Source organism: Klebsiella sp. 141251 (assembly GCF_050600725.1).
GTDB classification, from domain to species: Bacteria; Pseudomonadota; Gammaproteobacteria; order Enterobacterales; family Enterobacteriaceae; genus Klebsiella; species Klebsiella aerogenes.
Genome location: NZ_JAQIRG010000008.1, coordinates 153,251 through 180,173 on the forward strand (window position 1 = coordinate 153,251; position 26,923 = coordinate 180,173).

Sequence of the window (26,923 nt, forward strand, 5' to 3'; positions counted from 1 at the left end):
TTTTGTTTTTATGTAAGGAATAACGCAATGAATAGTGTCGGCACGCCGTTGTTATGGGGCGGATTCGCTGTAGTCGTGGTCATCATGCTGGCAATCGATTTACTGCTTCAGGGAAGGCGCGGTGCGCATACCATGACCATGAAGCAGGCCGCCGGTTGGTCCATTCTGTGGGTCACCCTCTCCCTGCTGTTTAACGCCGCTTTCTGGTGGTATTTGGTGCAAACGCAGGGCCGCGCCGTCGCCGATCCGCAGGCTTTAGCCTTCCTCACCGGTTATCTGATCGAAAAATCACTGGCGGTCGATAACGTCTTCGTCTGGTTAATGCTCTTTAGCTACTTTGCCGTGCCGCCTGCGCTACAGCGCCGGGTACTGGTGTATGGCGTCCTCGGCGCGATTGTCCTGCGTACCATTATGATCTTCACCGGCAGCTGGCTGATTTCGCAGTTCGAATGGCTACTGTACGTGTTCGGCGCCTTCCTGCTGTTTACCGGGGTGAAAATGGCGCTGGCGAAAGAAGATGATTCCGGGATCGGCGATAAGCCGCTGGTGCGTTGGATCCGCAGCCATCTGCGCATGACGGATAAAATCGAGAGCGAGCGCTTCTTCACCCGTAAAAATGGCGTGCTGTTCGCCACGCCGCTGCTGCTGGTGCTGATCCTGGTTGAGCTGAGCGACGTGATTTTCGCCGTTGATAGCATCCCGGCGATTTTCGCGGTGACCACCGACCCGTTCATCGTGCTGACCTCTAACCTGTTTGCGATTCTCGGCCTGCGTGCGATGTACTTCCTGCTGGCAGGCGTGGCGGAACGCTTCTCGATGCTGAAATATGGTCTGTCGGTGATCCTGGTGTTTATCGGTATCAAGATGCTGATCGTCGATTTCTACCACATTCCGATCGCCGTTTCCCTCGGCGTGGTGGGCGGTATTCTGGCGGCGACGCTGCTGATTAACGCCTGGGTGAACAGACAGAACGATAAGAAGAAACAGCTGCAATAAACCCCCTCCCCCCGGCCAGATATCGCGTATCTGGCCGGAATACGCCGCACGGCTTTAGGTTTCCCGCGCATAATCTCTATGCATGTCACAAAAACGTTAATATATAGTTAAAAAACAAGATCGGCGTGCAAGAAACAGTAGAATACGCTTCCTCCCTCGCGTTCTTTCCGTATACTCGACCATGCAAACATTCATTTACATCCGGACATAAACGTAACAAATAATACGTCGCCGGGATGGACTGCTACATCACTGGAAGGAATGATTTATGACAACACAAACCCGCCCGTCGGGGCTGCTGCAGCGCCTGGCGCAGGGCAGTCTGGTGAAACAAATCCTGTTGGGACTGGTACTTGGCGTGGTACTGGCGCTGGTCTCAAAACCGGCGGCCATCGCCGTGGGATTGCTGGGAACGCTGTTCGTCGGCGCGCTGAAAGCCGTTGCGCCGGTGCTGGTATTAATGCTGGTGATGGCGTCGATCGCGAACCATCAGCACGGACAAAAAACCAGTATCCGCCCGATTCTGTTTCTTTATCTGCTGGGCACCTTCAGCGCGGCGCTCACCGCGGTGCTGTTTAGTTTTGTTTTCCCTTCTACGCTGCATCTGACCAGCGCGGCGGACAGCATCACCCCGCCGTCGGGGATTGTAGAGGTGCTGCGCGGACTGCTGATGAGCATGGTGGCGAACCCTATCGACGCGCTGCTGAACGCCAACTATATCGGGATTCTGGTGTGGGCGGTGGGGCTGGGCTTCGCGCTGCGCCACGGTAACGACAGCACCAAAAACCTGATTAACGACGTCTCGCACGCGGTGACCTTTATCGTCAAGCTGGTGATCCGCTTTGCGCCGCTGGGTATTTTTGGCCTGGTCTCCTCGACGCTGGCGACGACCGGTTTCGATACCCTGTGGGGCTACGCCCAGCTGCTGCTGGTGCTGGTCGGCTGCATGCTGCTGGTGGCGCTGGTGATTAACCCGCTGCTGGTATTCTGGAAAATCCGCCGTAACCCGTATCCGCTGGTGCTGACCTGCCTGCGTGAAAGCGGCGTCTACGCCTTCTTTACCCGCAGCTCCGCCGCCAACATTCCGGTGAATATGGCGCTGTGCGAGAAGCTGAATCTGGATCGCGATACCTACTCGGTATCTATCCCGCTGGGGGCGACCATCAATATGGCGGGCGCGGCGATTACTATCACCGTGCTGACGCTGGCGGCGGTGCATACGTTGAATATTCCGGTGGACCTGCCGACAGCGCTGCTGCTGAGCGTTGTGGCTTCACTGTGCGCCTGCGGCGCTTCCGGAGTGGCAGGTGGTTCGCTGCTGCTGATCCCGCTGGCCTGTAATATGTTCGGTATTCCGAACGATGTCGCCATGCAGGTTGTCGCCGTCGGCTTTATTATCGGCGTGCTGCAGGATTCCTGCGAAACGGCGCTCAACTCGTCCACCGATGCGCTGTTCACCGCCGCGGCCTGTATGGCTGAAGACGAACAGCTGGCGAAGAACGCCCTGCGTAGTTAAAGCATTGCCTGATGGCGCTACGCTTATCAGGCCTACGGTCCGGTATTCGTTGGTAGCCCCGGTAAGCGTAAGCGCAACCGGGGAGCGTTCAATGGCCGCGCCGTTATTTTGTCGGATGGCGCTGCGTTTATCCGACCTACGGTCCGGTATTCGTTGGTAGCCCCGGTAAGCGTAAGCGCAACCGGGGAGCGTTCAATGGCGGCGCCATTATTTTGTCGGATGGCGCTACGCTTATCCGACCTACGGTCCGGTATTCAGTTGGTAGCCCCGGTAAGCGTAAGCGCAACCGGGGAGAGTTCAATGGCCGCGCCATTATTTTGTCGGATGACGCTACGCTTATCCGACCTTTCAAACACAGCGGTAGTCACTGTCGTTACAGCGTGACGCCGCTTTTAAAGATTGCCAGTTCGCGGAAATCATTGCGTTCGTTGCAGGTCTGCTTGCCGTTGGCGATATCAACGATCAGATCGACAAACTCCTCCAGCACCTGCGGCATCGCTTTCCCGTGAATCAACTGCCCGGCATCGAAATCAATCCAGTGCTTTTTCTTCGCCGCCAGCTCGCTGTTGGTAGCGATTTTTACCGTCGGTACGAAACCGCCATAAGGGGTGCCGCGACCGGTACTGAACAGCACCATATGGCAGCCGGCGCCCGCCAGCGCGCTGGTCGCCACCGCATCGTTACCCGGCGCGCTCAACAGATTCAACCCGTGGACTTTCAACCGTTCACCGTAGCGCAGAACGTCCACCACCTGGCTGGAACCCGCTTTCTGCGTGCAGCCAAGCGACTTATCTTCCAGCGTCGTGATACCGCCCGCTTTGTTACCCGGCGACGGGTTCTCGTAGATAGGCTGGTCGTGGGCGATAAAATACTGTTTAAAATCATTGACCATAGTGACCAGTTTGCCGAAGGTCTCTTCGTCGCGACAGTGGCTCATCAGCAGCTGCTCGGCGCCGAACATTTCCGGCACTTCGGTCAACACCGTGGTGCCGCCGTTCGCAATCAGGTAGTCAGAAAAACGCCCCAGCATTGGGTTAGCGGTAATGCCGGACAGGCCGTCCGAGCCGCCGCACTCAAGGCCAAACTTCAGTTCGCTCAGTTTACCCGCTTCGCGTTTATCATGGCGCATCACTTCATAGAGCTGGTGAAGATGCTCAATTCCTGCTTCCACTTCATCTTCCTGATGCTGGCAAATCATGAAGTGTACGCGTTCCGGGTCAAAATCCCCCAGCGTTTCACGGAAGGCATCCACCTGGTTGTTCTCGCAGCCGAGGCCAATCACCAGCACCGCCCCGGCATTCGGGTGACGGACCATGTTTTGCAGCATGGTACGGGTGTTGATGTGGTCATCTCCCAACTGCGAGCAGCCGTAGGTGTGGCTGAAAAGGAAGACGCCGTCGGTGCCCTCCGCGTCGTTGGTCTCTTTCAGGAAACGGTTCTGGATCTGCCGGGCGATACCGTTGACGCAGCCCACGGTCGGCAGGATCCACAACTCGTTACGCACGCCGACTTCACCGCTGGCGCGACGATAAATCTCAACGTCGCGATCCGCAGGCTGCGCCGGTTGTTCAACCAGGTCAGGTTGATAGCGATACGCGTCGAGATCGCTCAGATTGGTACGCGTATTATGCGCATGAACATGCTCGCCCGGCGCGATATCCGCCAGCGCATGACCAATCGGCAACCCGTACTTAATGACGTTTTCACCTTTCGCAATGGCCCGCAGCGCGAACTTATGACCGCGGACAACATCCTGGCTGAGGGTGACGGTATCGTTATCTATCGTCACCACGCTGCCTGACGCCATATCCGCCAGCGCCACCGCGACGTTATCCTGCGAATGGATTTTAATGTATTGCATATCAACCGACCTCAGGCCTTAGTTCAATTCAATGGCGAAGTAATCACGCGCATTGTTAAAGCAGATGTTTTTCACCATCTCGCCCAGCAGAGCGATATCCGCAGGCGCTTCGCCAGCAGCCACCCAGCGGCCGATCATCTGGCAGAGAATACGGCGGAAGTACTCGTGGCGAGTGTAGGAGAGGAAGCTGCGGCTGTCGGTCAGCATGCCGACAAAGCGGCTCAGCAGGCCAAGCTGCGCCAGCTGGGTCATCTGACGTTCCATGCCGTCTTTCTGATCGTTGAACCACCAACCGGAACCGAACTGCATCTTGCCCGGCATGCCTTCGCCCTGGAAGTTACCGATCATGGTGCCCAGCACTTCGTTATCGCGTGGGTTCAGGCAGTACAGAATAGTTTTCGGCAGCAGGTTTTCTTCGTTCTGTTTGCTCAGCAGCTTTGACAGTTCTTCGGCCATCGGACGGTCGTTGATGGAATCGAACCCCACATCCGGCCCTAACAGTTTGAACTGACGCAGGTTGTTATTACGCAGCGCGCCGATGTGGTACTGCTGTACCCAGCCGCGGCGCGCGTATTCCGCGCCGAGGAATACCAGCACCGCCGTTTTGAACTGCGCGACTTCATGCTCGCTGAGCGTTTCGCCCGCCAGACGGCGCGCGAGAATGCTATCCAGTTCGTTATCGCTAGCTTCAGCGAACAGCACCACGTCCAGCGCGTGGTCGGAAACTTTACAGCCGTGAGCGGCAAAGTGATCCAGACGCTTAGTCAGCGCGCTTTGCAGGTCGGCGAAGCGGCGAATCTCGGTATCGGAGACTTCGCCAAGCTTGTTCATATAATCGTTAAAAGTGGCCTGCTCGATGTTGAACGCTTTATCCGGACGCCAGCTCGGCAACACTTTGATATCAAAGGTACTGTCTTTGGCGACCGTCGCATGATGCTCCAGTGAATCTATCGGATCGTCGGTCGTCCCCACCATCTTCACATTCATCTGCTTCATGATTCCACGGGCTGAGAAGGATTCCTGAGCCAGCAACTCATTACACTGGTCCCAGATTTCATCCGCCGTGGCTGGCGACAACAACTTACCTGTAATACCAAAAGGACGGCGCAGCTCTAAATGCGTCCAGTGATATAGCGGGTTACCGATGGTATGAGGTACGGTCGCCGCCCAGGCGTCAAATTTCTCGCGATCGGAAGCATCGCCGGTACACAAGCGCTCCGCCACGCCGTTGGTGCGCATCGCGCGCCATTTGTAATGGTCGCCTTTCAGCCAGATGTCATACAGATTTTTAAAACGGTAATTTTCGGCAACCTGCTGCGGCGGAAGGTGGCAGTGGTAGTCGAAAATCGGCTGATCTTTGGCGTAATCGTGGTACAGACGGCGGGCAAACTCGGTATCAAGCAGAAAATCTTCGGTCATAAACGGTGTCATTGTCGTGTCCTCTTCGCCCCATCAAGGAGCCCATCAGATGATTGACTCTAATGCTGACAAAGTTATCACACCAATTTCTACAGGCCGAAGTATTTTTCGTGAGTTAGATCAATAAACGTCGACAAAAAAAGCACCACCAAAGGAGTAAACATCGCTGCAAGCCGCGCCAGCCCTGGCTTTAATTGACGCGATTAATGTCCCTACAAACTTTCCCACTTTTGTGACAGTACTCAACTTTTAAAGTTGTATGACAAGTTATCTTTCTGCCGTCGCAACATATAAACCGACGGAATGCATTACCGATGTGAATGACATCGGATTAAACGGTAGGGATGCCGGTTTCACTTTAACCACTGATGGCAAGGTTCAGTTCACGTCCTGAACCCTCCGTTTCCCCATCCTCCTCCCCTGGCGGGATGAAAGATGGCCGCAGATGCTGCGGAGAGACAACAACGATGAGGTTTTACATGCGTAAAATTAAAGGGTTACGTTGGTATATGATCGCACTGGTGACGCTGGGCACCGTGCTGGGTTACCTGACTCGTAACACCGTAGCGGCGGCTGCGCCGACGCTGATGGAAGAGTTGCACATTTCAACCCAACAATATTCTTATATCATCGCCGCCTACTCCGCTGCATATACCGTTATGCAGCCGGTTGCCGGCTATGTGCTTGATGTGCTCGGCACCAAAATTGGCTACGCCTTCTTTGCTATCGCCTGGGCGGTGTTCTGCGGTTCAACGGCGCTGGCAGGTAGCTGGGGCGGCCTGGCGCTGGCCCGCGGCGCGGTCGGCGCAGCGGAAGCGGCGATGATCCCTGCCGGTCTGAAAGCCAGCTCCGAATGGTTCCCGGCGAAAGAGCGTTCCATCGCTGTCGGCTACTTCAACGTCGGCTCTTCTATCGGCGCGATGATTGCTCCGCCGCTGGTGGTATGGGCGATTGTCATGCATAGCTGGCAGATGGCATTTATTATTTCCGGGGTTCTGAGCTTCGCCTGGGCGATGGCCTGGCTGATTTTCTACAAACACCCGCGCGATCAGAAAAAACTCACCGATGAAGAACGTGACTACATCATCGGCGGCCAGGAATCTCAGCATCAGACCAATAACGCGAAGAAAATGTCGCCGTGGCAGATCCTGCGTAACCGTCAGTTCTGGGGTATTGCGCTGCCGCGCTTCCTCGCAGAACCAGCCTGGGGTACCTTCAACGCCTGGATCCCGCTGTTCATGTTTAAAGTTTACGGCTTTAACCTGAAAGAGATCGCTATGTTCGCCTGGATGCCGATGCTGTTCGCCGACCTCGGCTGCATCGTCGGCGGCTACCTGCCGCCGCTGTTCCAGCGCTGGTTTGGCGTGAATCTTATTGTCTCACGTAAAATGGTCGTGACGATGGGCGCCCTGCTGATGATTGGTCCTGGCATGATTGGCCTGTTCACCAGCCCGTATGTGGCGATTGCGCTGCTGTGCGTCGGCGGTTTTGCTCACCAGGCCTTGTCCGGCGCGCTGATCACCCTCTCTTCCGACGTCTTTGGTCGTAACGAAGTGGCCACCGCCAACGGCCTGACCGGGATGGCGGCGTGGCTGGCCAGCACCATGTTCGCGCTGGTCGTCGGCGCGCTGGCGGATACCATCGGCTTCAGCCCGCTGTTCGCGGTGCTGGCGGTCTTCGACTTACTCGGCGCGCTGGTTATCTGGACGGTACTGAAAAACAAATCGGCCGACGATGACTCGACGCCGCTCAATACCACGAAACCGGTGACGCAAAGCTAGACTGCCAGATGATTTTGCACCGACTAAGCCGCCTTTTTGAGGCGGCTTTTTTTATGCCTTCCAGTGGTGGAAAGCGCGTAAAAGTGGTATAACAAATCGAATATTGTCGCCATCTTCCGGGAGCGAATATGGAAATCAGTGAACCGCGCCGTCTCTATCAGCAGCTTGCCGCTGAGCTAAAGACGCGTATCGAACAAGGCGTCTACCTTGTAGGGGATAAGCTGCCCGCAGAGCGCTTTATCGCCGATGAAAAAAGCGTCAGCCGCACCGTGGTTCGCGAAGCCATCATCATGCTGGAAGTCGAAGGCTATGTTGAAGTCCGCAAAGGCTCCGGCATCCACGTTATTTCCAACCACCCGAAATACCAACAGGTGGTGGATGAATCGCTGGAGTTCGCCAACTATGGTCCGTTTGAATTACTCCAGGCCCGTCAGTTAATTGAGAGCAATATCGCTGAATTCGCCGCGACTCAGGTGACCAAACAGGACATCATGAAGCTAATGGAAATTCAGGAGAAAGCCCGCAACGAGAAGTGCTTCCGCGATTCCGAATGGGACCTGCAGTTCCATGTCCAGGTCGCGCTGGCCACCCAGAACACGGCGCTTGCCGCCATCGTAGAGAAGATGTGGACCCAGCGTGTACATAACCCGTACTGGAAAAAACTACACGATCATATCGACCTGCGCACCGTCGACAACTGGTGCGACGATCATGACCAAATCCTCAAAGCGCTCATTCGTAAAGACCCTCACGCGGCGAAGCTGGCAATGTGGCAGCATCTGGAAAATACCAAGCTGATGCTGTTTAACGAAACCAGCGATGACTTTGAATTCAATGCCGATCGCTATCTGTTTGCCGAAAATCCGGTGGTTCATCTCGATACCGCGGCGAACGGGGCAAAATAACGTATTATCCCTTTCACGGGCAGAACCTCTTTTTCTGCCCGCAAGCCCGACAGGGTAAGCAAAGCATATATAGTGTCAGCCTGTGTAAATCCTCTCGCTACTCATCCCCGCAACCCGCAAAATCAATCAGCAACAAACTGCAATTTCTATGACGTGAAGTCAGCTAGTTTGTTACAATTAGATGCATTTTACCGTTCTGCAGGTAAGTGTTTACTTACTGTTTAATCAAGGATTCGATCAGAACGTATTAACAGCGGCCATACTCTCATAATAATTTAGTCGCTATACCCGATGGCTAATGAATACACCGCGTTCAGACGTACCGTTAACCGATGTACCAGGAATCGTGAATGGAACTACTAACCCAATTACTGAATGCCTTATGGGCCCAGGATTACGAAACCCTCGCTAATCCCTCCATGATTGGCATGCTCTATTTTGTCTTATTTATGATTTTGTTCCTTGAGAACGGTTTACTGCCGGCGGCGTTTTTACCAGGCGACAGCCTGCTGGTGCTGGTCGGCGTTTTGATCGCCAAAGGGGCGATGGGCTTCCCGGAAACCTTACTGCTGCTGACGGCGGCGGCGAGCCTTGGTTGCTGGGTAAGCTATATCCAGGGCCGATGGCTGGGCAATACGCGGATCGTGCAAAACTGGCTCTCGCATTTACCCTCGCATTATCACCAGCGAGCCCATCACCTGTTCCACAAGCATGGGTTGTCAGCGCTGCTGATTGGCCGCTTTATCGCCTTCGTACGTACGCTGCTGCCAACAATTGCCGGTATCTCAGGTCTGAATAACGCGCGTTTCCAGTTCTTTAACTGGATGAGCGGCCTGCTGTGGGTGCTGATTCTTACCTCTCTCGGCTATCTGCTGGGTAAAACACCGGTGTTCCTGAAGTATGAAGATCAGCTGATGTCATGTCTGATGCTGCTACCGGTTGCGCTGCTGGTCTTTGGTCTGATCGGCTCCCTGGTTGTACTGTGGAAGAAAAAACACAGTAGTCGGAGCTAAGCATGGTCATCAAACGTCCTTCCTGGCGCCAGATGCGGTGGATGCTGGGCGGCTCACTGCTGCTCTGCGCCGTCGTCTGGCTGTGGCTGACCGTCAGTCAGCATGAATCCACTCTGGCCATCCGTCCCGTCAGCCAGGGCGTCGCCATGCCGGACGGTTTTTCCGTCTGGCATCATCTTGACGCCAACGGCATCCGTTTTAAGAGCATCACGCCGCAAAAAGACGGCCTGCTGATCAAATTCGACTCCAACGCTCAGGGCGCCGCGGCAAAAGAAGTATTGGGCCGAGCTCTGCCTCACGGTTATATTATTGCTCTGGTGGATGAAGAAAATTCGGCCACCGCCTGGTTATCCCGCCTGCGCGATGCTCCGCGCCGTTTTGGATAACGCGTCAAAAATTCCGAATCTTTTCGCACGGTTTGGTGAAGTCCCGCTTTCGTGTCTATTATTAAAACTGCGGGAACCGCCTGGCTCGTATTGTTGACTGGATTGGGTGTATCGTCGATATACCCTCACACAATGGAAGGTAGAATCCATGAATTACCGCATCGCACTATTACTGGCTCTGACCTCACTTAGCGCCAGCGCCTTCGCAGCCTCTCCTTGTCAGGAAAAAGAACAAAGTATCCAACGGGAGATCAGCTATGCCGAAAAACACCATAATCAGCATCGCATTGACGGCCTGAACAAAGCGCTGCAGGAAGTTCGCGCTAACTGCAGCGACAGCAAGGTCAGGGCTGAACATCAGCAGAAAATCGCCAAACAGAAGGCCGAAGTTGCCGAACGTCAGCGCGATCTGAGCGAGGCGAAGCAGAAAGGCGATGCGGACAAAATTAGCAAACGGGAACGTAAACTGGATGAAGCGCAGCAGGAACTGAAAGCGCTTGAGTCACGCGATTATTAATTGGTAAACGCTACAGGAGAACAAGATGGCTAAAGATAACGTTGCAGAAGATCTACGCGCTGAGCTGAAAAATCTGGCTGACACGCTGGAAGAAGTTCTGAACTCCTCCACCGACAAATCGAAAGAAGAGCTCGGCAAACTGCGTAGCAAAGCGGAAAGCGTACTGAAAGACAGCCGTGTGCGTCTCAGCGACACCAGCGATGCCATCGTCAAGCAGACGCGTGAAACCGCCGCTCGCGCCGATGAGTACGTCCGCGAAAATCCATGGACCGGAGTGGGCATTGGCGCAGCCGTCGGGCTGGTTGTCGGCGTACTGCTGTCGCGCCGTTAATTATGGCAAACTCTCAACACACGCAGGGCCCGGGACAGAGCGTATTCGGCATCGGCCAGCGGATTATCACGCTGCTGGTCGAAATGGTGGAGACGCGTTTGCGCCTGGTCGTCGTGGAGCTGGAAGAGGAGAAAGCGAACCTCTTCCAGCTGTTGCTGATGCTCGGGCTAACGCTGTTATTCGCCGCTTTTGGGCTGATGAGCCTGCTGGTGCTGATCATCTGGGCCGTCGATCCACAGTACCGCCTGCATGTGATGATCGCGACCACCAGCGTCCTGCTGCTCGCCTCGCTGATAGGGGGAATCTGGACCCTCAGGAAAGCTCGCCGTTCAACGTTTTTACGCCATACCCGCGACGAGCTGGCGAACGATCGCGCGCTGCTTGAGGACGATTGTCGATGAGCAGCCAACAGGAACGCGACCAGCGAAAAGCGCTGCTGCTGCGCCAAATCCAGCAACAGCGGCTGGATTTGGCCGCCAGCCATCGTCACTGGCTGGAAGCCACCTCACCTATCGATCGCGGCTGGCAAACGCTGAAACATCTGCGTTCATGGGCGATGGTCGGCAGCGGGGTAATGGCTATCTGGTCGGTGCGCCATCCGCGCTTTTTAATCCGCTGGGGCAAACGCGGCCTCGGCATCTGGAGCACCTGGCGGATGGTCAAAGGGATCCTGCGCCAGTCAGCATCGCGTTAATTACGCGCTCAGTGCGCCAGCGCGCTGAGCTCTTGCTCGCTTACCGGTGCTTTTACTGACCAGCGCGCTATCAACGCCGTTATGAAGCATCGCGAGGGCTATTTTACGCGTCGCCTGACGTTCGCCTTCTTCTCTACCTTCTTCACGCCCCTGTTTTCTTCCCTTTGTGCGCCCCCGCTCTTCAAACCATTCTGCTAATGTCATCAGTTGCTCCTTATGTTCAGGCATTCCCTGCGCCAGTTGACGAAAAAATCTGCCAGGGCTGGTCAAATGGCCGGAACGGGCAAGGATAAGATGCCTCTGGTGATAAAACAATCAATAGCCACGCACGCTGCGAGGCGCCTCGGAAAATATTTTCGCCGATCGCACCAATTGCTCAGAAAGTTTGAAAAAGAACTACAGTTTTCCTTGCTAACAATCCCCTCTCAAGCTCGCTAATATCCTCTCCATCGACAGCAAGCCCGCGTAACCACGCAGGATTGCACTAAAAAACGAAATCGCCGCCCTTTGGGTTTTCTGGAGTAAGAAATGAAAAAATTAGAAGATGTTGGTGTTCTGGTAGCGCGTATTCTGATGCCGATTCTGTTCATTACCGCTGGTTGGGGAAAAATCACCGGGTATGCAGGTACGCAGCAGTATATGGAAGCGATGGGTGTTCCGGGAGCGCTCCTGCCGCTGACTATTCTGCTTGAGTTTGGCGGCGGTCTGGCGATTCTGTTCGGTTTCCTGACTCGCACTACCGCGCTGTTCACCGCAGGCTTCACCCTGCTGACCGCGTTCCTGTTCCACAGCAACTTTGCTGAAGGCGTGAACTCGCTGATGTTCATGAAAAACCTGACCATCGCTGGTGGTTATCTGCTGCTGGCCGTGACGGGTCCGGGCGCATTCAGCATCGACCGCGTGCTGAATAAAAAGTGGTAAGCGCACTATACTGAGTAAAAATCTAAAAAAGCGAGGGGCTATCTCCTCGCTTTTGCTATCTGAAGGAGGAAGTAATGGGACAATTAGTCGACGGCGTCTGGCAAGATACCTGGTATGACACCAAATCCACCGGAGGACGGTTCAAGCGTTCCGTTTCAGCCTTCCGCAACTGGCTCACCGCCGATGGCGCGCCGGGTCCCGCGGGCGAAGGCGGCTTCGCCGCAGAGAAAGACCGCTATCATCTGTACGTTTCACTGGCCTGCCCGTGGGCGCATCGCACCCTGATTTTGCGCAAGCTGAAAGGATTAGAGCCCTTTATATCCGTCTCGGTTGTTCATCCGCTGATGCTGGAAAACGGCTGGACCTTCGCCGACGATTTCCCGGATGCGACCGGCGACCAGCTCTATCATCATCAGTTCCTCTATCAACTTTATCTGCAGGCCGATCCGCATTACACCGGCCGGGTGACCGTTCCGGTGCTGTGGGATAAAAAACAACAGACCATCGTCAGCAATGAGTCGGCTGAAATCATCCGCATGTTCAATACCGCGTTTGATGGTCTGGGCGCGCGCGCAGGCGACTATTATCCGCCGGCGTTGCGGGACAAAATCGACGATCTGAATAGCTGGATCTACGACAACGTTAACAACGGGGTGTATAAAGCCGGTTTCGCCACCAGCCAGCAGGCCTATGATGAAGCCGTCGACGCGCTGTTTACCTCGCTCGAACGCCTTGAGCAGATCCTCGGTCAGCACCGCTATCTGACCGGAAACCAGTTAACGGAAGCGGATATCCGCCTGTGGACAACGCTGGTTCGTTTTGACCCGGTGTATGTCACCCACTTTAAATGCGATAAGCGCCGCATCAGCGACTATCTCAACCTGTACGGTTTCCTGCGCGATATCTACCAGATGCCGGGGATTGCGGAAACGGTGAATTTCCCGCATATCCGCAATCACTATTATCGCAGCCACAAAACCATCAACCCGACGGGGATCATCTCCGTTGGTCCGCAGCAGGATCTCAACGAGCCGCACGGGCGGGATCGCTTTTCCCGCTGATCGATAAGGCGCCTACGGGCGCCTTTTATTCAGATTACGGATATTTACCAGTTTGATATTCATGCCTATGATTATTTTGATCGCTTTGAAAACAAGTGATTAATGATTAACTAAGGCGTGAGAAAATGGACTGGTATCTAAAAGTATTACGAAACTATATTGGCTTTGGCGGTCGCGCCCGGCGCAAAGAGTACTGGATGTTTATTCTGGTCAACATCATTCTCACCGCAGTGCTCAGCATCATCGATAAGATGCTCGGCTGGCAACGTGCAGGGGGTGAAGGCATCCTGACGACCATTTACGGCGTGCTGGTTTTTTTACCCTGGTGGGCGGTGCAGTTTCGTCGCCTGCATGACACCGATCGCTCGGCGTGGTGGCTACTGCTGCTGCTGATCCCGGTCATCGGCTGGCTGGTGATTTTGATTTTCAATTGCCAGAACGGCACGCCCGGCAATAATCGCTTTGGGCCAAATCCAAAACCCTACTCCTACTGATTTACGCGCTCCTCGGGCCGAGGAGCGCATCTTCCCGTTATCTGCCGGCAAACAGTTTCGGGATCTCCCGAAGACACCAGGATTTGGCTTCGCCCATGCTGTCGCGGCGCCAGGCCATAATAATATCAATTTCGTTGGTGTATTCAGGACTCACAACCCGCAGGCGCCCTTCAGCAATATCTTTCTCAACCAACGGATACGGCATGGTCGCCACGCCAAGTCCCGCCAGCAGCGCCTGGCGTTTATCTTCAATAGTGCTGACGGTTAGGCGCGGCTGCTTATCCAGCAGTTGCACCGTCAGTACCGGACGCTCTCGCGCGGTATCCGCCACCGCGACGCCGCGATATTTCACTCGAGTCACCTCGGAAAGCGGTTCTGGCTCCTGATGAATCGGGTGATCCGGCGCGGCAACGTAAACGCTTAACACCGAATAGAGCTTACGCGAGTTAATTTCTGACGATGAACGAAAATGCATATCCGGCGCGACGACAATATCAGCACGCCCCTGCTCCAGCCTTTCCCAGGCGCCGGCCAGCACTTCGGTAATAATCGACAGCTGGGTATTAGATTTGGTCGCCAGCTTCTCAATCAGCGGAAACAGATCGGTGGTCGGAACCAAGGCTTCGGTAACAATGGTCAGGTGAGTTTCCCAGCCGCGCGACAGCGCTTCGGCGTCGGTGGTCAGCTTGTCCGCCGCTTCCAGCAGCACGCGCCCGCGTTCCAGCAGCATGCGGCCAACGTTCGTAAATTTTGTGCGATGGCCGGAACGGTCAAACAGCACCACATCCAGTTCTTCTTCCAGTTTTTGCATGGTGTAGCTTAGGGCCGAAGGCACGCGACCCAGCTCGTCAGCCGCAGCGGCAAAGCTCCCGCGTCGGTCTATCGCATCCATTACGCGTAACGCTTCCAGCGTTAATGCTCTCTCTTTCGCCATTTCGCTCTCATTCAGGAATTTTGAACATACCGGGCAGAATATCTGGCTAACAATACAGCGTCCATACCTTTACCATTGATTTAGTGTAAAGAGAGGTCAAGAAAATGATTACAACCCGAACAGCCAAACAATGCGGTCAAGCAGACTTCGGCTGGCTGCAGGCCCGCTACACCTTTTCCTTTGGCCACTACTTCGACCCTAAATTGCTGGGTTACGCCTCGCTGCGCGTACTCAATCAAGAAGTGCTGGCGCCAGGCGCGTCATTTCAGCCGCGTACCTACCCAAAGGTCGATATCCTGAATCTGATTCTGGAAGGTGAAGCGGAATACCGCGATAGCGACGGCAACCACGTACAGGCAAAGGCTGGCGAAGCTCTGCTGCTCTCCACTCAACCGGGGGTCAGCTACAGCGAGCATAATCTCAGTAAAGAGCAGTCATTGACGCGCATGCAGCTGTGGCTGGATGCCTGCCCTGAGCGCGAAAACCCGCTGGTACAGAAAATGACGGTTGGCGATTCGCCGATTCAGCTATTAGCCTCTCCGGACGGCAGCGGCGACAGCTTACAGCTGCGCCAGCAGGTGTGGATCCATCATCTGCAGCTGGCAAAGGGCGAAGAGATCAACGTTCAACTGCACGGGCCGCGCGCCTATCTGCAGTCGATTCACGGTACGGTACATGCCGTGGCAAAAAAGGAAGAGAAACAGGCATTAACCTGCGGTGATGGCGCTTTTATTCGTGACGAAGCTAACATTACCCTCGTCGCCGATACGCCGCTGCGCGCTTTGCTGATAGATTTACCGGTGTAACAAGGAAGCCGGGAGTTTGTGAGTGAGCAAGAAGAAGAGCAAAAAAGCGAAACCGTTAGACCTGCCAGTTACTCCGGAAGCCATGAGCCCAATCGGCTTTGGCTATGAAGAGATGCTGAGTGAACTGGAAGCCATCGTGGAAGATGCGCAAACGCGGTTGCAGGACGAAGATAACGCCGCCTGAAGAAATCGGCCCCATAACGGGGCCGACTTTATTACTCGCTCAGCGCCTGAGAGAGATCTTTTTTCACCTGAGTACGCTGTTCCGGCGTCAGTACCTGATTAACACCGAAATAGTACTTCACACGATAATAGCGCACCTGCTGCTCAACCTTGCTGAAAGCCGCAAGCTGATCTTTCACCGCTTTTTCATTCCATTTCCCGGAATCGATCACGTCAAATAACACGCCATCTTTAATATCTTTCTGCGAAACCTGTTGGACGTTCTTTTCCATTTCCTGATGCAGGCTCTTAATTTTAGCGACCTGATCCTGGCTCAATTTTAAATGCTGAACGATAGGATCCTGAGCCGGCGCCGGCGCGGCGGCAACCTCAGCGGCCTGTGCCGCCATGGAGAATCCTGCGGCTGCAGCCGTCATTAATACCATCCGAGAAAGTTTGTTCATTTTGTTATCCTGAATAAGTACGTAGTGATAAGACGCCCTATTATTCCCTGAACAATAATGACGATGTGTAAAAAAGCATGTTCACCAGTGTAAATATCCAGGCAATATATTCACCAAACCAATCGCATAAAACATAAAATTCATTATATCTATTAAATCCGCACTAAATCCGGTGATGTTAAATTAATATCCATGCGCGGCGCGGCCAGCATAATGTTATTTTCATCGAGCGCATTTTTGATATTTTCCAGAAAATCAAAATAGGTATCCCAATACTCCGCATTTTTCACCCATACGCGAATGGTAAAATTAAGCGAGCCGGGAGCCAACTCGATCAGGCGAACCGTGGTACCGCGAGAGTGATCGATGCGCTTTTCATCATCGATGAGCGTCTGGATCACCTGTTTAACGTGCGATATCTGGCTATGACATGCTACCCCAAGCGTGAGATCGATGCGGCGATAGGGATGGCGGGAATAGTTAACGATGCTATCGGCTATAATTTTACCGTTCGGGATAATGACTTCTTTATTATCTACAGTCAGCAACGTCGTAGAAAAAACATGTACCGATTGTACCAGCCCGGCTACCGCCCCCACCTGCACAAAGTTACCCGCACGGAAGGGACGTAACGTCACCAGCAATACGCCTGCGGCAAAATTTGACAGCGAGCCCTGCAGCGCCAGGCCAATGGCCAGACCTGCCGCGCCAAGGACGGCGATAATGGATGAGGTTTCAATCCCTACCCGGCCTAACGCGGCGATAATCGCAAAAGCCATGGTGATATAGCGCACCAACGCGGCGAAGAAGTGGACGATTGTCGCATCTACGTTGCGTCGCAGCAGAATTTTCTCGAGAGTTTTGCCGAGTAGTTTCGAAATCAGCTTACCAACAAACAAAATGATCAGCGCTGCCGCGATATTCCACGCAAACTGCATAATTGTATCGCCATGGCCGACAAGCCAGGCGAGCGCCGCTTTAATTTGGGGGAATAAAACTACATTTTTCACGACAACCGCTCCTGTCAGGATAACACGTAAAACCTGCTATCCATTAAGCTGAATGAAGACCGCTGCAAATGAGGGATTGAGATTAATGGATAGAAGATACAATTTCGAAGCGTGACAGTATCAATGCGCGCGGCCTGCAATGCAGCCAGAAAGCTGTTTAAAAATGGATATCCGGCAATACAGGTTTGTAATGGGCTGAAATCAAAAAAACGAAATGGGATTGAGTTCCAGATAGTAAAAACCCCGCCGAAGCGGGGTTTTTACATTGAAGAGGTGAAACTGACCGATAAGCCGCTTTCTTTCTGGTATAGCGTCGTGGACAGTCATTCATCTTTGTTCCATCTTCCGGATAGCAAAAACCCCGCCGGAGCGGGGTTTTTACGTTAAAGAGGTGAAACTGACCGATAAGCCGCTTTCTTTCTGGTATAGCGTCGTGGACAGTCATTCATCTTTGTTCCACCCTCCGGATAGCAAAAACCCCGCCGGAGCGGGGTTTTTACATTAAAGAAGTGAAACTGACCGATAAGCCGCTTTCTTTCTGGTATAGCGTCGTGGACAGTCATTCATCTTTGTTCCACCCTCCGGATAGTAAAAACCCCGCCGGAGCGGGGTTTTTACGTAAAGAGGTGAAACTGACCGATAAGCCGCTTTCTTTCTGGTATAGCGTCGTGGACAGTCATTCATCTTTGTTCCAACCTCCGGATAGCAAAAACCCCGCCGGAGCGGGGTTTTTACATTAAAGAGGTGAAACTGACCGATAAGCCGGGTTCTGTCGTGGACAGTCATTCATCTAGGCCAGCAATCGCTCACTGGCTCAAGCAGCCTACCCGGGTTCAGTACGGGCCGTACCTTATGAACCCCTATTTGGCCTTGCTCCGGGTGGAGTTTACCGTGCCGCGGACTGTTACCAGCCGCGCGGTGCGCTCTTACCGCACCCTTTCACCCTTACCTGATCCCGCTTGCGCGGGCCATCGGCGGTTTGCTCTCTGTTGCACTGGTCGTGGGCTGTGACACCCCCCAGGCGTTACCTGGCACCTTGCCCTATGGAGCCCGGACTTTCCTCCCCTCCGCCCGTCTCCCCCTAAGAGGACGACGACGAAGCGGCGACTGTCTGGTCAGCTTCGGCGCGAAGTATAGAGGGTTCGCGCGCCTTTGTCACCCCGCACAGCGCATTCCGCTCGCAAGCGTCGCGGCAATCATGGCTTTCACCCTCCCCTCGCCGGCAGAAAGGCTTTGTTTATCAGAGCCAGGGACGAAAAAATGTTCATGGTGATGTAGCCTGACGGCGCTGCGAAAAGTAAACATAACAGGGCGCAGGCACACGCCCATCTTGTTAGCGAGTCACTTCCACTTTCGCCAGTTTTTCGTAGTAACACGCCAGAGCGCTATGGTCCGCGGTACCCAGACCATCCGCGCGCAGCGCCTGCATCATCTCCATTACCGCCGCCGTCAGCGGTAGCTGGGCGCCGACGCCGTGAGATGTATCCAGCGCATTGGCCAGATCTTTGATATGCAGATCGATGCGGAAACCCGGCTTGAAGTTGCGATCCATCACCATCGGCGCTTTAGCATCAAGCACGGTGCTGCCCGCCAGGCCGCCGCGAATCGCCTGATACACCAGGTCCGGGTTAACGCCGGCTTTGGTGGCCAGAGTTAACGCTTCCGACATGGCCGCGATGTTCAGCGCCACAATCACCTGGTTGGCCAATTTGGTGACGTTACCTGCGCCAATATCGCCGGTATGAACCACGGATCCCGCCATCGCTTTCATCAGGTCGTAGTATTTATCGAAAATCGCCTTGTCACCGCCAACCATCACCGACAGGGTACCATCGATCGCTTTAGGTTCGCCGCCGCTTACCGGCGCATCCAGCATATCGATGCCTTTGGCCTTCAACGCTTCGCTAATTTCACGGCTCGCCAGCGGCGCGATAGAGCTCATATCGATTACCACGGTGCCCGGTTTCGCACCTTCGATAATGCCGTTTTCCCCCAACGCAACGTCTTTCACGTGCGGAGAGTTTGGCAGCATGGTGATAATTACATCGCACTGCTCAGCAATGGATTTCGCTGTGCTCGCGGTTTCTGCGCCCGCGGCAATCACATCAGCAATGGCTTCAGGGTTACGGTCGGATACCACCAGCGAATAACCCGCCTTCAGCAAATTTTTGCTCATCGGCTTGCCCATGATGCCAAGACCAATAAAACCCACTTTGATAGTCATAATCTTCTCTCTTAATCCTGGTGATTATTATTTAAAAGAATCAGCAAGTTTCTGGGTTGCTGAACGGAAGACGCCTAAATCGCTACCGACGGCGACGAAGGTCGCGCCCCACTCCAGATAGCGACGCGCATCGGCTTCTACCGGTGCAAGAATGCCGCTCGGCTTACCTTGTTTCCTGGCGCTGGAGAAAATATGCTGGATAGCACGCTGAACCTCAGGATGGGCGGCATTGCCCAGATGGCCCAACGCCGCGGCAAGATCGCTCGGACCGACGAACAGGCCATCAACGCCATCGGTCGCAGCGATCGCGTCGACGTTGTCCACTCCGGTTTGACTCTCAATCTGCACCAGAATGGCGATGTTGTTATTAGACTGAGTGAAGTAGTCCGCTACGGTGCCGAACATATTGCCGCGATGTGAAACCGAAACACCGCGGATCCCTTGCGGCGGATAGCGGGTTGATGCCACCGCCTGAGCCGCCTGTTCAGCGGTTTCGACAAACGGCACCAGGAAGTTGTAGAAACCGATGTCCAGCATACGCTTGATGATAATCGGTTCGTTGGTCGGCACGCGCACGACCGGCGCGCTGTGGCTGCCCTTCAGCGCCATTAATTGCGGGATAAGCGTGGTCACATCATTGGGCGCATGCTCCGCGTCGAGCACCAGCCAATCGAAACCAGCAAGCCCTAATACCTCGGTGCTAATCGGATTCGCCAGGGCGCACCAGCAGCCGATTTGTACCTGGTGGGCCGCCAACGCGGCTTTGAATTTGTTCGGGAAAATTGCGTTATCCATGATTTTTACCTTGGGTTAATCGTTGCTTACTGCTGTCATTCAATCCGTTTAATATCGTCAATCACAAATATAAACAGCAGAATTAAAAAGCGAACCGCTACCTATTTTCTCTTATCCAGGATCATTTAGATATTTTTCTGACACCGAATGTCCTTTATTATTTTTTAAGCGAGCTATTTATTCGCATATCGAACACCGCAAAACATGGCTCAGTATAATCATCCCACCGTTGCCAGACACTATGCACAATCACAATATAAACGCCTCAATAATCATTTTCGTTATGCAAATGCCAGAGAACGTGGGCGCTAATCCACACTTCTCAGGATTACCCATCTATGTGCAACGGTCGTCGCGGCAAGGAGTGACGTAGATCACAACCTAACGCTATAACTCCTGACATTCTTTATTTCATCATTTTGTTAAGCAGTAATTTAATTAACGAATTATTTTATTATTAGCACCGGTTTGGAGATCACTGGACAATGGCTGACATTGAAATTCGACAACAGTCACCGACGGCTTTTTATATAAAAGTACACCCTACCGATAATGTGGCGATTATTGTTAACGATCGCGGTTTAACCGCCGGAACGCGTTTTCCGGATGGCCTGACCCTCGTTGAACATATCCCGCAAGGCCATAAAGTCGCCCTTGTCGATATCCCTGCCCATGGTGAAATCATCCGCTACGGCGAAGTGATTGGCTTCGCCGTTCGCGATATACCAAAGGGAAGCTGGATTGATGAGTCGCTGGTCGAACTGCCAACCGCGCCGCCTCTCAATACCTTACCGCTGGCGACTAAAGTCCCCGCGCCGCTGCCGCCGCTGGAAGGATACACCTTTGAAGGCTATCGCAATGCCGATGGCAGCGTGGGCACCAAAAATTTGCTGGGGATCAGCACCAGCGTGCACTGCGTCGCCGGCGTGGTGGATTATGTGGTCAAGATCATTGAACGCGACCTGCTGCCAAAATATCCCAACGTCGACGGCGTAGTGGGATTAAACCACCTCTACGGCTGCGGCGTGGCGATTAACGCCCCGGCGGCCATCGTGCCGATTCGCACCATCCACAATATCGCGCTGAACCCTAACTTTGGCGGCGAGGTAATGGTGATTGGCCTTGGCTGTGAAAAGCTGCAGCCGGAACGTCTGCTGCAGGGCACCGAAGACGTGCAGCCGATCGCCGTCGATAGCGCAAGCGTAGTGCGTTTGCAGGATGAACAGCATGTCGGTTTTAAATCGATGGTCGATGATATCCTGCAGGTTGCCGAGCGCCACCTGACGAAGCTGAACGCCCGCCAACGTGAGACCTGCCCGGCTTCGGAATTAGTGGTCGGTATGCAGTGCGGCGGCAGTGACGCCTTCTCCGGCGTGACCGCCAACCCGGCGGTGGGTTATGCGTCCGACCTGCTGGTGCGCTGCGGCGCGACGGTGATGTTCTCGGAAGTCACCGAAGTGCGTGATGCTATCCATCTGTTAACCCCGCGCGCTATCAACGAAGAAGTTGGCAAACGACTGCTGGAAGAGATGGCCTGGTACGATAACTATCTGGAGCTGGGAAAAACCGACCGCAGCGCCAATCCGTCGCCGGGTAATAAGAAAGGCGGTCTGGCGAACGTGGTGGAAAAAGCGCTGGGTTCGATTGCCAAATCTGGCAAAAGCGCCATCGTCGAAGTCCTTTCACCGGGTCAGCGCCCGACGAAACGCGGGCTTATCTATGCCGCGACGCCGGCCAGCGATTTTGTCTGCGGCACTCAACAGGTGGCTTCCGGCATTACCGTTCAGGTGTTCACCACCGGGCGCGGCACCCCTTACGGCCTGATGGCGGTGCCGGTGATTAAAATGGCGACCCGTACCGAGCTTGCCAACCGCTGGTACGACTTAATGGATATCAATGCCGGTACCATCGCGACCGGCGAAGAGACAATTGAGGAAGTCGGGCAGAAGCTGTTTGAGTTCATTCTTGACGTCGCCAGCGGGCGTAAGAAAACCTTCTCCGATCAATGGGGTCTGCATAACCAGCTGGCGGTATTTAACCCGGCGCCGGTGACGTGATCCCGAACAGAGCGCGTATCACCAGCCGGGTTATACAGAATATCCCGGCTGGGAAGAGAGTTATGATTTGACCAGGATAACTTCAATCCCACCCTTACGTAGCCCCTCGAGACTCTCTTGCGGGATCGCATCATCGACAATAATGGTATCAATACGCTGCGTATCGATAATCTTATGCAAACTGGAGCGATTGAATTTACTGGAATCTGTCACAACGATAATGCGCTCTGCGACCTCGCACATTTTACGGTTCAGGCGGGCTTCGTCCTCATTATGGGTGCTGATCCCGCGCTCCAGATCCATCGCATCCACCCCCAGAAAAAGCATATCAAAGTGGTAATTCTGCAGGGATTGCTCAGCCTGATCGCCATAAAAAGACTGCGACTGACGGCGTAGATGCCCTCCCGTCATCAGTAACTCCACCCCTTCTGCTTCTAACAACGCGTTGGCGACATTTATTCCATTGGTCATCGCGATGACATCCTGATGTTGTCTTAGCTGACGAGCGATTTCACAGGTAGTCGTGCCCGAGTCGAGAATAATACGGTGCCCCGGTTTTATCATTTCAACGGCGGCGCTGGCGATTTGGCGTTTGATGGCTGTATTCAGCGCGCTTTTGTCTTCCACTGACGGTTCGATGCCAGGTGTATGGCTATCGCAAATCAGCGCGCCGCCATAAGCTCGCACCGCAATACCCTGCTTTTCCAGAAACGCCAGATCGTTGCGTATTGTGACCGTCGATACACCATACGCCTCCGCCAGGTCATTAACCTGAACGCTTCCCTGCTGTCGCAACCGCTGGATGATCTGCTCACGCCTTTCACTTGTCCCGGAAATGCGCTTTTCGGCAGATGACTCGCTGCTGTTCATAACTATATCCTTGGTTGAATCTTTCGTTTCATTTCGTTTTGACTATTAACGCCTTTCTTTTAGCAGAATGCAAGCGCTATCGGGTCAGGAAACAGAGGTTCTCCCCGCGTTGAAATCTTTCATTATGTTTCTTTTGTGAAACAGATCGGAAAACTATTATCTTTCGTTTTATTTTTAAAGCACGCTGAAGCACTATAAAGCGAAACAAAACGAAAGATTAAAATCGTCAACATCTGACCCGGAGAGGAAAGTGAAACATCTTACACAATTGGTGGTGCGACACAAACAGGGTGAGGCTAACGGGATCTACGCGGTGTGCTCCGCGCATCCGCTGGTGCTGCAATCCGCCATTCGGTTTGCTCAGGCAAACCACACGCCGCTGCTCGTTGAAGCGACTTCCAATCAGGTTGATCAGTTTGGCGGTTATACCGGTATGACCCCCGCCGATTTCTGCGGCTTTATCTATCATCTTGCCGATTCACTGGGTTTCCCCCGCGACGATCTCATCCTCGGCGGCGATCACCTGGGGCCAAACCGCTGGCAACATCTACCGGCAGCACAAGCCATGGCCCATGCCGACGACCTGATCAAAAGCTATGTCACCGCCGGATTTAAAAAAATCCACCTCGATTGCAGCATGTCCTGTAAAGACGATCCTATTCCCTTAACCGATGACATCGTTGCTGAACGCGCCGCAAGGTTGGCGAAAATCGCGGAAGAAAGCTGCATTGCCCGGGGAGGCGACTCCGATCTTGTCTACGTGATAGGCACTGAGGTTCCGGTTCCGGGCGGCGCGCATGAAACGTTAAACACATTGCAGGTCACGACCCCCAATGCCGCACGAGCGACTCTCGACGCACACAAAAGAGCCTTTGCCAGACAAGGGCTTGAAGATCTCTGGCCGCGAATTATTGCACTCGTAGTACAGCCTGGCGTTGAATTTGATCACACACAAGTTATTGATTATAAATCAAAAAACTCAAAACCTCTTAGCGCAATGGTAGAGGATTACGCCACGCTGCTCTTCGAGGCGCATTCCACGGATTATCAGACGCCGCATGCGCTACGCCAACTGGTGGTCGATCATTTTGCGATTTTGAAAGTCGGCCCGGCGTTGACTTTCGCGTTACGTGAAGCGCTGTTCGCTTTAGCAGCGATTGAAGAAGAAATCGTGCCTGCAAAAGCCTGTTCAGGGCTACGCCAGGTACTGGAAAACGTCATGCTCGATCGCCCGGAATACTGGCAAAGCCACTACCACGGCGATGGCCACGCGCAGCGGTTAGCACGCGGCTACAGCTATTCCGATCGCGTTCGCTACTACTGGCCGGACAGCCAGATAGACACCGCTTTAGCGCATCTGGTGCGCAATCTGGCCGATGAGGCCATTCCGCTTCCGCTCATTAGCCAGTATCTGCCTTTACAGTATGTAAAAGTTCGCGAGGGGGCGCTCAGCGCTACGCCGCATGAACTCATCATTAGCCACGTCCAGGACATATTGCAGCAATACCATGACGCCTGTCAGGGCATGACATCTCATAACGGATAACAACGAAGAGGAAACGGCGATGCCAAATATTGTTTTAAGTCGTATTGATGAACGCTTAATCCACGGCCAGGTTGGCGTGCAGTGGGTCGGGTTTGCAGGCGCGAATCTGGTTCTGGTTGCCAATGACGAGGTCGCTGAAGACCCTGTGCAACAGAATTTAATGGAAATGGTATTGGCAGAGGGAATTGCCGTGCGCTTCTGGTCGCTGCAGAAAGTCATCGACAACATTCATCGCGCCGCCGATCGGCAAAAAATATTGCTGGTATGTAAATCGCCCGCCGATTTTCTGACACTGGTTTCCGGCGGGGTGCCGGTATCGCGCATCAACGTCGGCAATATGCACTACGCCGACGGGAAACGACAAATTGCCAAAACCGTCTCTGTCGACGGCAATGATATTGCTGCCTTTAACGGTCTGAAATCCGCCGGCGTTGAGTGCTTCATTCAAGGAGTTCCGACAGAACCGGCAATGGATCTTTATAAACTGCTCTAAGGGGCTCGCCATGGAAATTTCGCTTTTTCAAGCCATTGCATTGGGTATCCTTGCCTTTATCGCCGGCCTGGATATGTTCAACGGATTAACCCATATGCATCGTCCGGTGGTGCTTGGCCCTCTGGTGGGTCTGATCCTCGGCGATCTTCATACCGGTATATTAACCGGCGGCACGCTGGAGCTGGTGTGGATGGGGCTGGCGCCGCTGGCCGGCGCGCAACCTCCAAACGTGATTATTGGGACCATCGTCGGTACCACCTTTGCCATTACCACCGGCGTTAAACCCGATGTCGCCGTCGGCGTTGCGGTTCCCTTCGCCGTCGCGGTTCAGATGGGGATAACATTCCTTTTCTCGGTAATGTCCGGTGTTATGTCGCGCTGCGATCGCATGGCGGCAAATGCCGATACCCGCGGCATTGAGCGCGTGAATTACCTGGCGTTGCTGGCGTTAGGCGCTTTTTATTTTCTCTGTGCCTTTCTGCCCATCTACTTTGGCGCAGAGCACGCCAAAACCGCGATCGATGTACTCCCTGAGCGCTTGATCGATGGTTTGGGCGTCGCGGGCGGCATCATGCCAGCAATCGGTTTTGCCGTACTGCTCAAAATCATGATGAAAAATGTCTACATCCCCTATTTCATCATCGGGTTCGTTGCTGCGGCCTGGCTCAAGCTCCCCGTGCTAGCCATTGCCGCCGCCGCGCTGGCTATGGCGCTTATCGACCTGCTACGTAAATCCCCCGAACCGACTCAATCTGCGGCGCCTAAAGAGGAATTCGAAGATGGCATCTAATCAACATACGCTGCCCAATGTGGCAGAAAGTGAAACAACGTTACTCACAGGCGTCAACGAAAACGTTTATGAAGATCAAAGCATTGGGGCCGACCTGACGCGAAAAGACATTAACCGGGTGGCCTGGCGCTCGATGCTTTTACAGGCATCATTTAACTATGAACGTATGCAAGCTTCCGGCTGGTTATATGGACTGCTGCCGGCATTGAAGAAAATCCACACCAATCCGCGCGATCTGGCGCGGGCGATGAAAGGACATATGGGGTTTTTTAACACTCATCCTTTCCTCGTGACCTTTGTCATCGGCATCATCCTGGCGATGGAGCGCTCGAAGCAGGATGTTAACAGCATCCAGAACACCAAAATCGCCGTTGGCGCGCCGCTCGGCGGTATCGGCGATGCCATGTTCTGGCTAACGTTACTGCCGATTTGCGGCGGCATTGGCGCCAGCCTGGCGCTTCAGGGTTCGATTCTCGGGGCCGTCGTTTTTATCGTCCTGTTTAATGTGGTCCATCTCGGCCTGCGTTTCGGCCTGGCGCATTACGCTTACCGGATGGGGGTAGCGGCGATCCCGCTCATCAAAGCCAATACCAAAAAAGTCGGTCATGCCGCTTCCATCGTCGGGATGACGGTGATTGGCGCGCTGGTAGCGACCTATGTTCGTCTAAGCACCACGCTTGAAATCACTGCCGGCGACGCCGTGGTTAAACTGCAAACCGATGTCATCGATAAGCTGATGCCCGCCTTTTTACCGCTGGTTTATACCCTGGCGATGTACTGGCTGGTACGCCGCGGCTGGAGCCCTCTCCGTCTTATCGGCATCACGGTCGCGCTGGGTATCGTAGGTAAATTCTGTCACTTCCTGTAACGCTAAGAG

The 26,923-nt window shown here is 54.0% G+C and carries 29 protein-coding genes and 1 other RNA gene; 20 read left to right on the forward strand and 10 right to left on the reverse strand.

Annotated elements, in window-relative coordinates:
• Positions 1 to 27: 27 nt before the first annotated feature.
• The gene (locus PGR09_RS18465; protein ID WP_045394902.1) at positions 28 to 996 is read left to right on the forward strand and encodes a TerC family protein; all 969 of its coding nucleotides are present in this window, start codon (positions 28 to 30) and stop codon (positions 994 to 996) included.
• 268 nt (positions 997 to 1,264) lie between these two features.
• Positions 1,265 to 2,512, forward strand: a complete 1,248-nt coding sequence (gene sstT / locus PGR09_RS18470) for a serine/threonine transporter SstT (RefSeq protein WP_015369581.1) — start codon at positions 1,265 to 1,267, stop codon at positions 2,510 to 2,512.
• Between the two features lie 373 nt (positions 2,513 to 2,885).
• On the opposite strand, the gene PGR09_RS18475 is transcribed toward sstT, so the two are convergent.
• Positions 2,886 to 4,373, reverse strand: coding sequence for a UxaA family hydrolase (locus PGR09_RS18475; RefSeq protein WP_047077802.1), 1,488 nt, complete (start codon positions 4,371 to 4,373; stop codon positions 2,886 to 2,888).
• Positions 4,374 to 4,391: 18 nt separating this feature from the next.
• On the reverse strand, positions 4,392 to 5,804 hold the full coding sequence (gene uxaC / locus PGR09_RS18480) for a glucuronate isomerase (RefSeq protein WP_045394905.1): 1,413 nt from the start codon (positions 5,802 to 5,804) through the stop codon (positions 4,392 to 4,394).
• A gap of 467 nt (positions 5,805 to 6,271) precedes the next feature.
• Here uxaC and PGR09_RS18485 point away from each other — a divergent pair, with 467 nt between their 5' ends.
• The 8 genes from PGR09_RS18485 (at position 6,272) to PGR09_RS18520 (ending at position 11,419) form a co-directional block, all read left to right on the forward strand.
• A complete protein-coding gene (locus PGR09_RS18485) occupies positions 6,272 to 7,573 on the forward strand; it encodes an MFS transporter (RefSeq protein ID WP_045394906.1) in 1,302 nt (433 codons plus the stop codon).
• Between the two features lie 128 nt (positions 7,574 to 7,701).
• Positions 7,702 to 8,478, forward strand: a complete 777-nt coding sequence (gene exuR / locus PGR09_RS18490; protein ID WP_015369577.1) for a transcriptional regulator ExuR — start codon at positions 7,702 to 7,704, stop codon at positions 8,476 to 8,478.
• A 350-nt stretch (positions 8,479 to 8,828) separates the two neighbouring features.
• Positions 8,829 to 9,491: a DedA family general envelope maintenance protein YqjA gene (yqjA, locus tag PGR09_RS18495; RefSeq protein WP_015369576.1), complete on the forward strand. Its 663-nt coding sequence runs from the start codon at positions 8,829 to 8,831 to the stop codon at positions 9,489 to 9,491.
• Positions 9,492 to 9,499: 8 nt separating this feature from the next.
• Positions 9,500 to 9,877 carry an EnvZ/OmpR regulon moderator MzrA gene (gene mzrA / locus PGR09_RS18500; RefSeq protein ID WP_162184075.1) on the forward strand — a complete coding sequence of 126 codons (378 nt, stop codon included), beginning with the start codon at positions 9,500 to 9,502 and terminating at the stop codon, positions 9,875 to 9,877.
• A 148-nt stretch (positions 9,878 to 10,025) separates the two neighbouring features.
• Positions 10,026 to 10,394: a DUF1090 domain-containing protein gene (locus PGR09_RS18505; protein ID WP_047044796.1), complete on the forward strand. Its 369-nt coding sequence runs from the start codon at positions 10,026 to 10,028 to the stop codon at positions 10,392 to 10,394.
• 25 nt (positions 10,395 to 10,419) lie between these two features.
• On the forward strand, positions 10,420 to 10,725 hold the full coding sequence (locus PGR09_RS18510; RefSeq protein ID WP_015369573.1) for a DUF883 family protein: 306 nt from the start codon (positions 10,420 to 10,422) through the stop codon (positions 10,723 to 10,725).
• 2 nt (positions 10,726 to 10,727) lie between these two features.
• Complete coding sequence (locus PGR09_RS18515; RefSeq protein ID WP_430916404.1) at positions 10,728 to 11,126, forward strand: phage holin family protein; 399 nt, start codon at positions 10,728 to 10,730, stop codon at positions 11,124 to 11,126.
• Positions 11,123 to 11,419 (forward strand): YqjK-like family protein, encoded by a 297-nt coding sequence (locus tag PGR09_RS18520; protein ID WP_430916405.1) that lies wholly within the window; start codon positions 11,123 to 11,125, stop codon positions 11,417 to 11,419. The genes PGR09_RS18515 and PGR09_RS18520 overlap by 4 nt, the downstream gene beginning before the upstream one ends.
• On the opposite strand, the gene PGR09_RS18525 is transcribed toward PGR09_RS18520, so the two are convergent.
• Positions 11,420 to 11,623, reverse strand: a complete 204-nt coding sequence (locus tag PGR09_RS18525; protein WP_430916407.1) for a hypothetical protein — start codon at positions 11,621 to 11,623, stop codon at positions 11,420 to 11,422.
• A 324-nt stretch (positions 11,624 to 11,947) separates the two neighbouring features.
• Between PGR09_RS18525 and PGR09_RS18530 the strand changes: the two genes are divergently transcribed.
• The 3 genes from PGR09_RS18530 (at position 11,948) to PGR09_RS18540 (ending at position 13,895) form a co-directional block, all read left to right on the forward strand.
• Complete coding sequence (locus PGR09_RS18530) at positions 11,948 to 12,340, forward strand: DoxX family protein (RefSeq protein WP_015703571.1); 393 nt, start codon at positions 11,948 to 11,950, stop codon at positions 12,338 to 12,340.
• A gap of 74 nt (positions 12,341 to 12,414) precedes the next feature.
• Positions 12,415 to 13,401, forward strand: a complete 987-nt coding sequence (locus PGR09_RS18535) for a glutathione S-transferase family protein (protein ID WP_430916408.1) — start codon at positions 12,415 to 12,417, stop codon at positions 13,399 to 13,401.
• A gap of 125 nt (positions 13,402 to 13,526) precedes the next feature.
• Positions 13,527 to 13,895 (forward strand): DUF805 domain-containing protein, encoded by a 369-nt coding sequence (locus tag PGR09_RS18540; RefSeq protein WP_015369567.1) that lies wholly within the window; start codon positions 13,527 to 13,529, stop codon positions 13,893 to 13,895.
• Positions 13,896 to 13,932: 37 nt separating this feature from the next.
• On the opposite strand, the gene PGR09_RS18545 is transcribed toward PGR09_RS18540, so the two are convergent.
• On the reverse strand, positions 13,933 to 14,829 hold the full coding sequence (locus PGR09_RS18545; RefSeq protein WP_045377888.1) for a LysR family transcriptional regulator: 897 nt from the start codon (positions 14,827 to 14,829) through the stop codon (positions 13,933 to 13,935).
• Between the two features lie 104 nt (positions 14,830 to 14,933).
• On the opposite strand from PGR09_RS18545, the gene PGR09_RS18550 reads away from it, so the two are divergent.
• Both PGR09_RS18550 and PGR09_RS18555 read left to right on the forward strand, forming a co-directional pair.
• A complete protein-coding gene (locus PGR09_RS18550; protein WP_032715877.1) occupies positions 14,934 to 15,635 on the forward strand; it encodes a pirin family protein in 702 nt (233 codons plus the stop codon).
• 22 nt (positions 15,636 to 15,657) lie between these two features.
• Positions 15,658 to 15,819, forward strand: a complete 162-nt coding sequence (locus PGR09_RS18555) for a hypothetical protein (protein WP_072251530.1) — start codon at positions 15,658 to 15,660, stop codon at positions 15,817 to 15,819.
• A 31-nt stretch (positions 15,820 to 15,850) separates the two neighbouring features.
• Here the strand turns inward: PGR09_RS18555 and PGR09_RS18560 are convergent, their stop codons facing one another.
• The 5 genes from PGR09_RS18560 to garL all read right to left on the reverse strand — a co-directional run bounded on the left by PGR09_RS18560 (position 15,851) and on the right by garL (position 20,290).
• On the reverse strand, positions 15,851 to 16,261 hold the full coding sequence (locus PGR09_RS18560; RefSeq protein ID WP_045394911.1) for a Spy/CpxP family protein refolding chaperone: 411 nt from the start codon (positions 16,259 to 16,261) through the stop codon (positions 15,851 to 15,853).
• A gap of 152 nt (positions 16,262 to 16,413) precedes the next feature.
• The gene (locus PGR09_RS18565; protein ID WP_047044790.1) at positions 16,414 to 17,271 is read right to left on the reverse strand and encodes a mechanosensitive ion channel domain-containing protein; all 858 of its coding nucleotides are present in this window, start codon (positions 17,269 to 17,271) and stop codon (positions 16,414 to 16,416) included.
• Positions 17,272 to 18,013: 742 nt separating this feature from the next.
• An RNA gene (rnpB, locus tag PGR09_RS18570) (RNase P RNA component class A) lies at positions 18,014 to 18,394 on the reverse strand.
• Between the two features lie 210 nt (positions 18,395 to 18,604).
• Positions 18,605 to 19,495 carry a 2-hydroxy-3-oxopropionate reductase gene (garR, locus tag PGR09_RS18575; protein ID WP_047077798.1) on the reverse strand — a complete coding sequence of 297 codons (891 nt, stop codon included), beginning with the start codon at positions 19,493 to 19,495 and terminating at the stop codon, positions 18,605 to 18,607.
• A 27-nt stretch (positions 19,496 to 19,522) separates the two neighbouring features.
• A complete protein-coding gene (gene garL, locus PGR09_RS18580; RefSeq protein WP_380378441.1) occupies positions 19,523 to 20,290 on the reverse strand; it encodes a 2-dehydro-3-deoxyglucarate aldolase in 768 nt (255 codons plus the stop codon).
• A gap of 485 nt (positions 20,291 to 20,775) precedes the next feature.
• Between garL and garD the strand changes: the two genes are divergently transcribed.
• The gene (gene garD, locus PGR09_RS18585; protein WP_430916409.1) at positions 20,776 to 22,347 is read left to right on the forward strand and encodes a galactarate dehydratase; all 1,572 of its coding nucleotides are present in this window, start codon (positions 20,776 to 20,778) and stop codon (positions 22,345 to 22,347) included.
• 60 nt (positions 22,348 to 22,407) lie between these two features.
• Here garD and PGR09_RS18590 read toward each other — a convergent pair whose 3' ends face one another.
• A complete protein-coding gene (locus tag PGR09_RS18590; RefSeq protein WP_045394916.1) occupies positions 22,408 to 23,217 on the reverse strand; it encodes a DeoR family transcriptional regulator in 810 nt (269 codons plus the stop codon).
• Positions 23,218 to 23,467: 250 nt separating this feature from the next.
• Between PGR09_RS18590 and kbaZ the strand changes: the two genes are divergently transcribed.
• The 4 genes from kbaZ to agaE are packed head-to-tail and all read left to right on the forward strand — an operon-like array spanning position 23,468 to position 26,914.
• A complete protein-coding gene (gene kbaZ, locus PGR09_RS18595; protein ID WP_045394917.1) occupies positions 23,468 to 24,763 on the forward strand; it encodes a tagatose-bisphosphate aldolase subunit KbaZ in 1,296 nt (431 codons plus the stop codon).
• A 19-nt stretch (positions 24,764 to 24,782) separates the two neighbouring features.
• Entirely contained in the window at positions 24,783 to 25,256 is a 474-nt protein-coding gene (agaV, locus tag PGR09_RS18600) for a PTS N-acetylgalactosamine transporter subunit IIB (protein ID WP_015369555.1), read from the forward strand.
• Positions 25,257 to 25,266: 10 nt separating this feature from the next.
• Complete coding sequence (gene agaW, locus PGR09_RS18605; protein ID WP_045394918.1) at positions 25,267 to 26,046, forward strand: PTS N-acetylgalactosamine transporter subunit IIC; 780 nt, start codon at positions 25,267 to 25,269, stop codon at positions 26,044 to 26,046.
• A complete protein-coding gene (gene agaE, locus PGR09_RS18610; protein ID WP_045394919.1) occupies positions 26,036 to 26,914 on the forward strand; it encodes a PTS N-acetylgalactosamine transporter subunit IID in 879 nt (292 codons plus the stop codon). The genes agaW and agaE overlap by 11 nt, the downstream gene beginning before the upstream one ends.
• Positions 26,915 to 26,923: the final 9 nt, after the last annotated feature.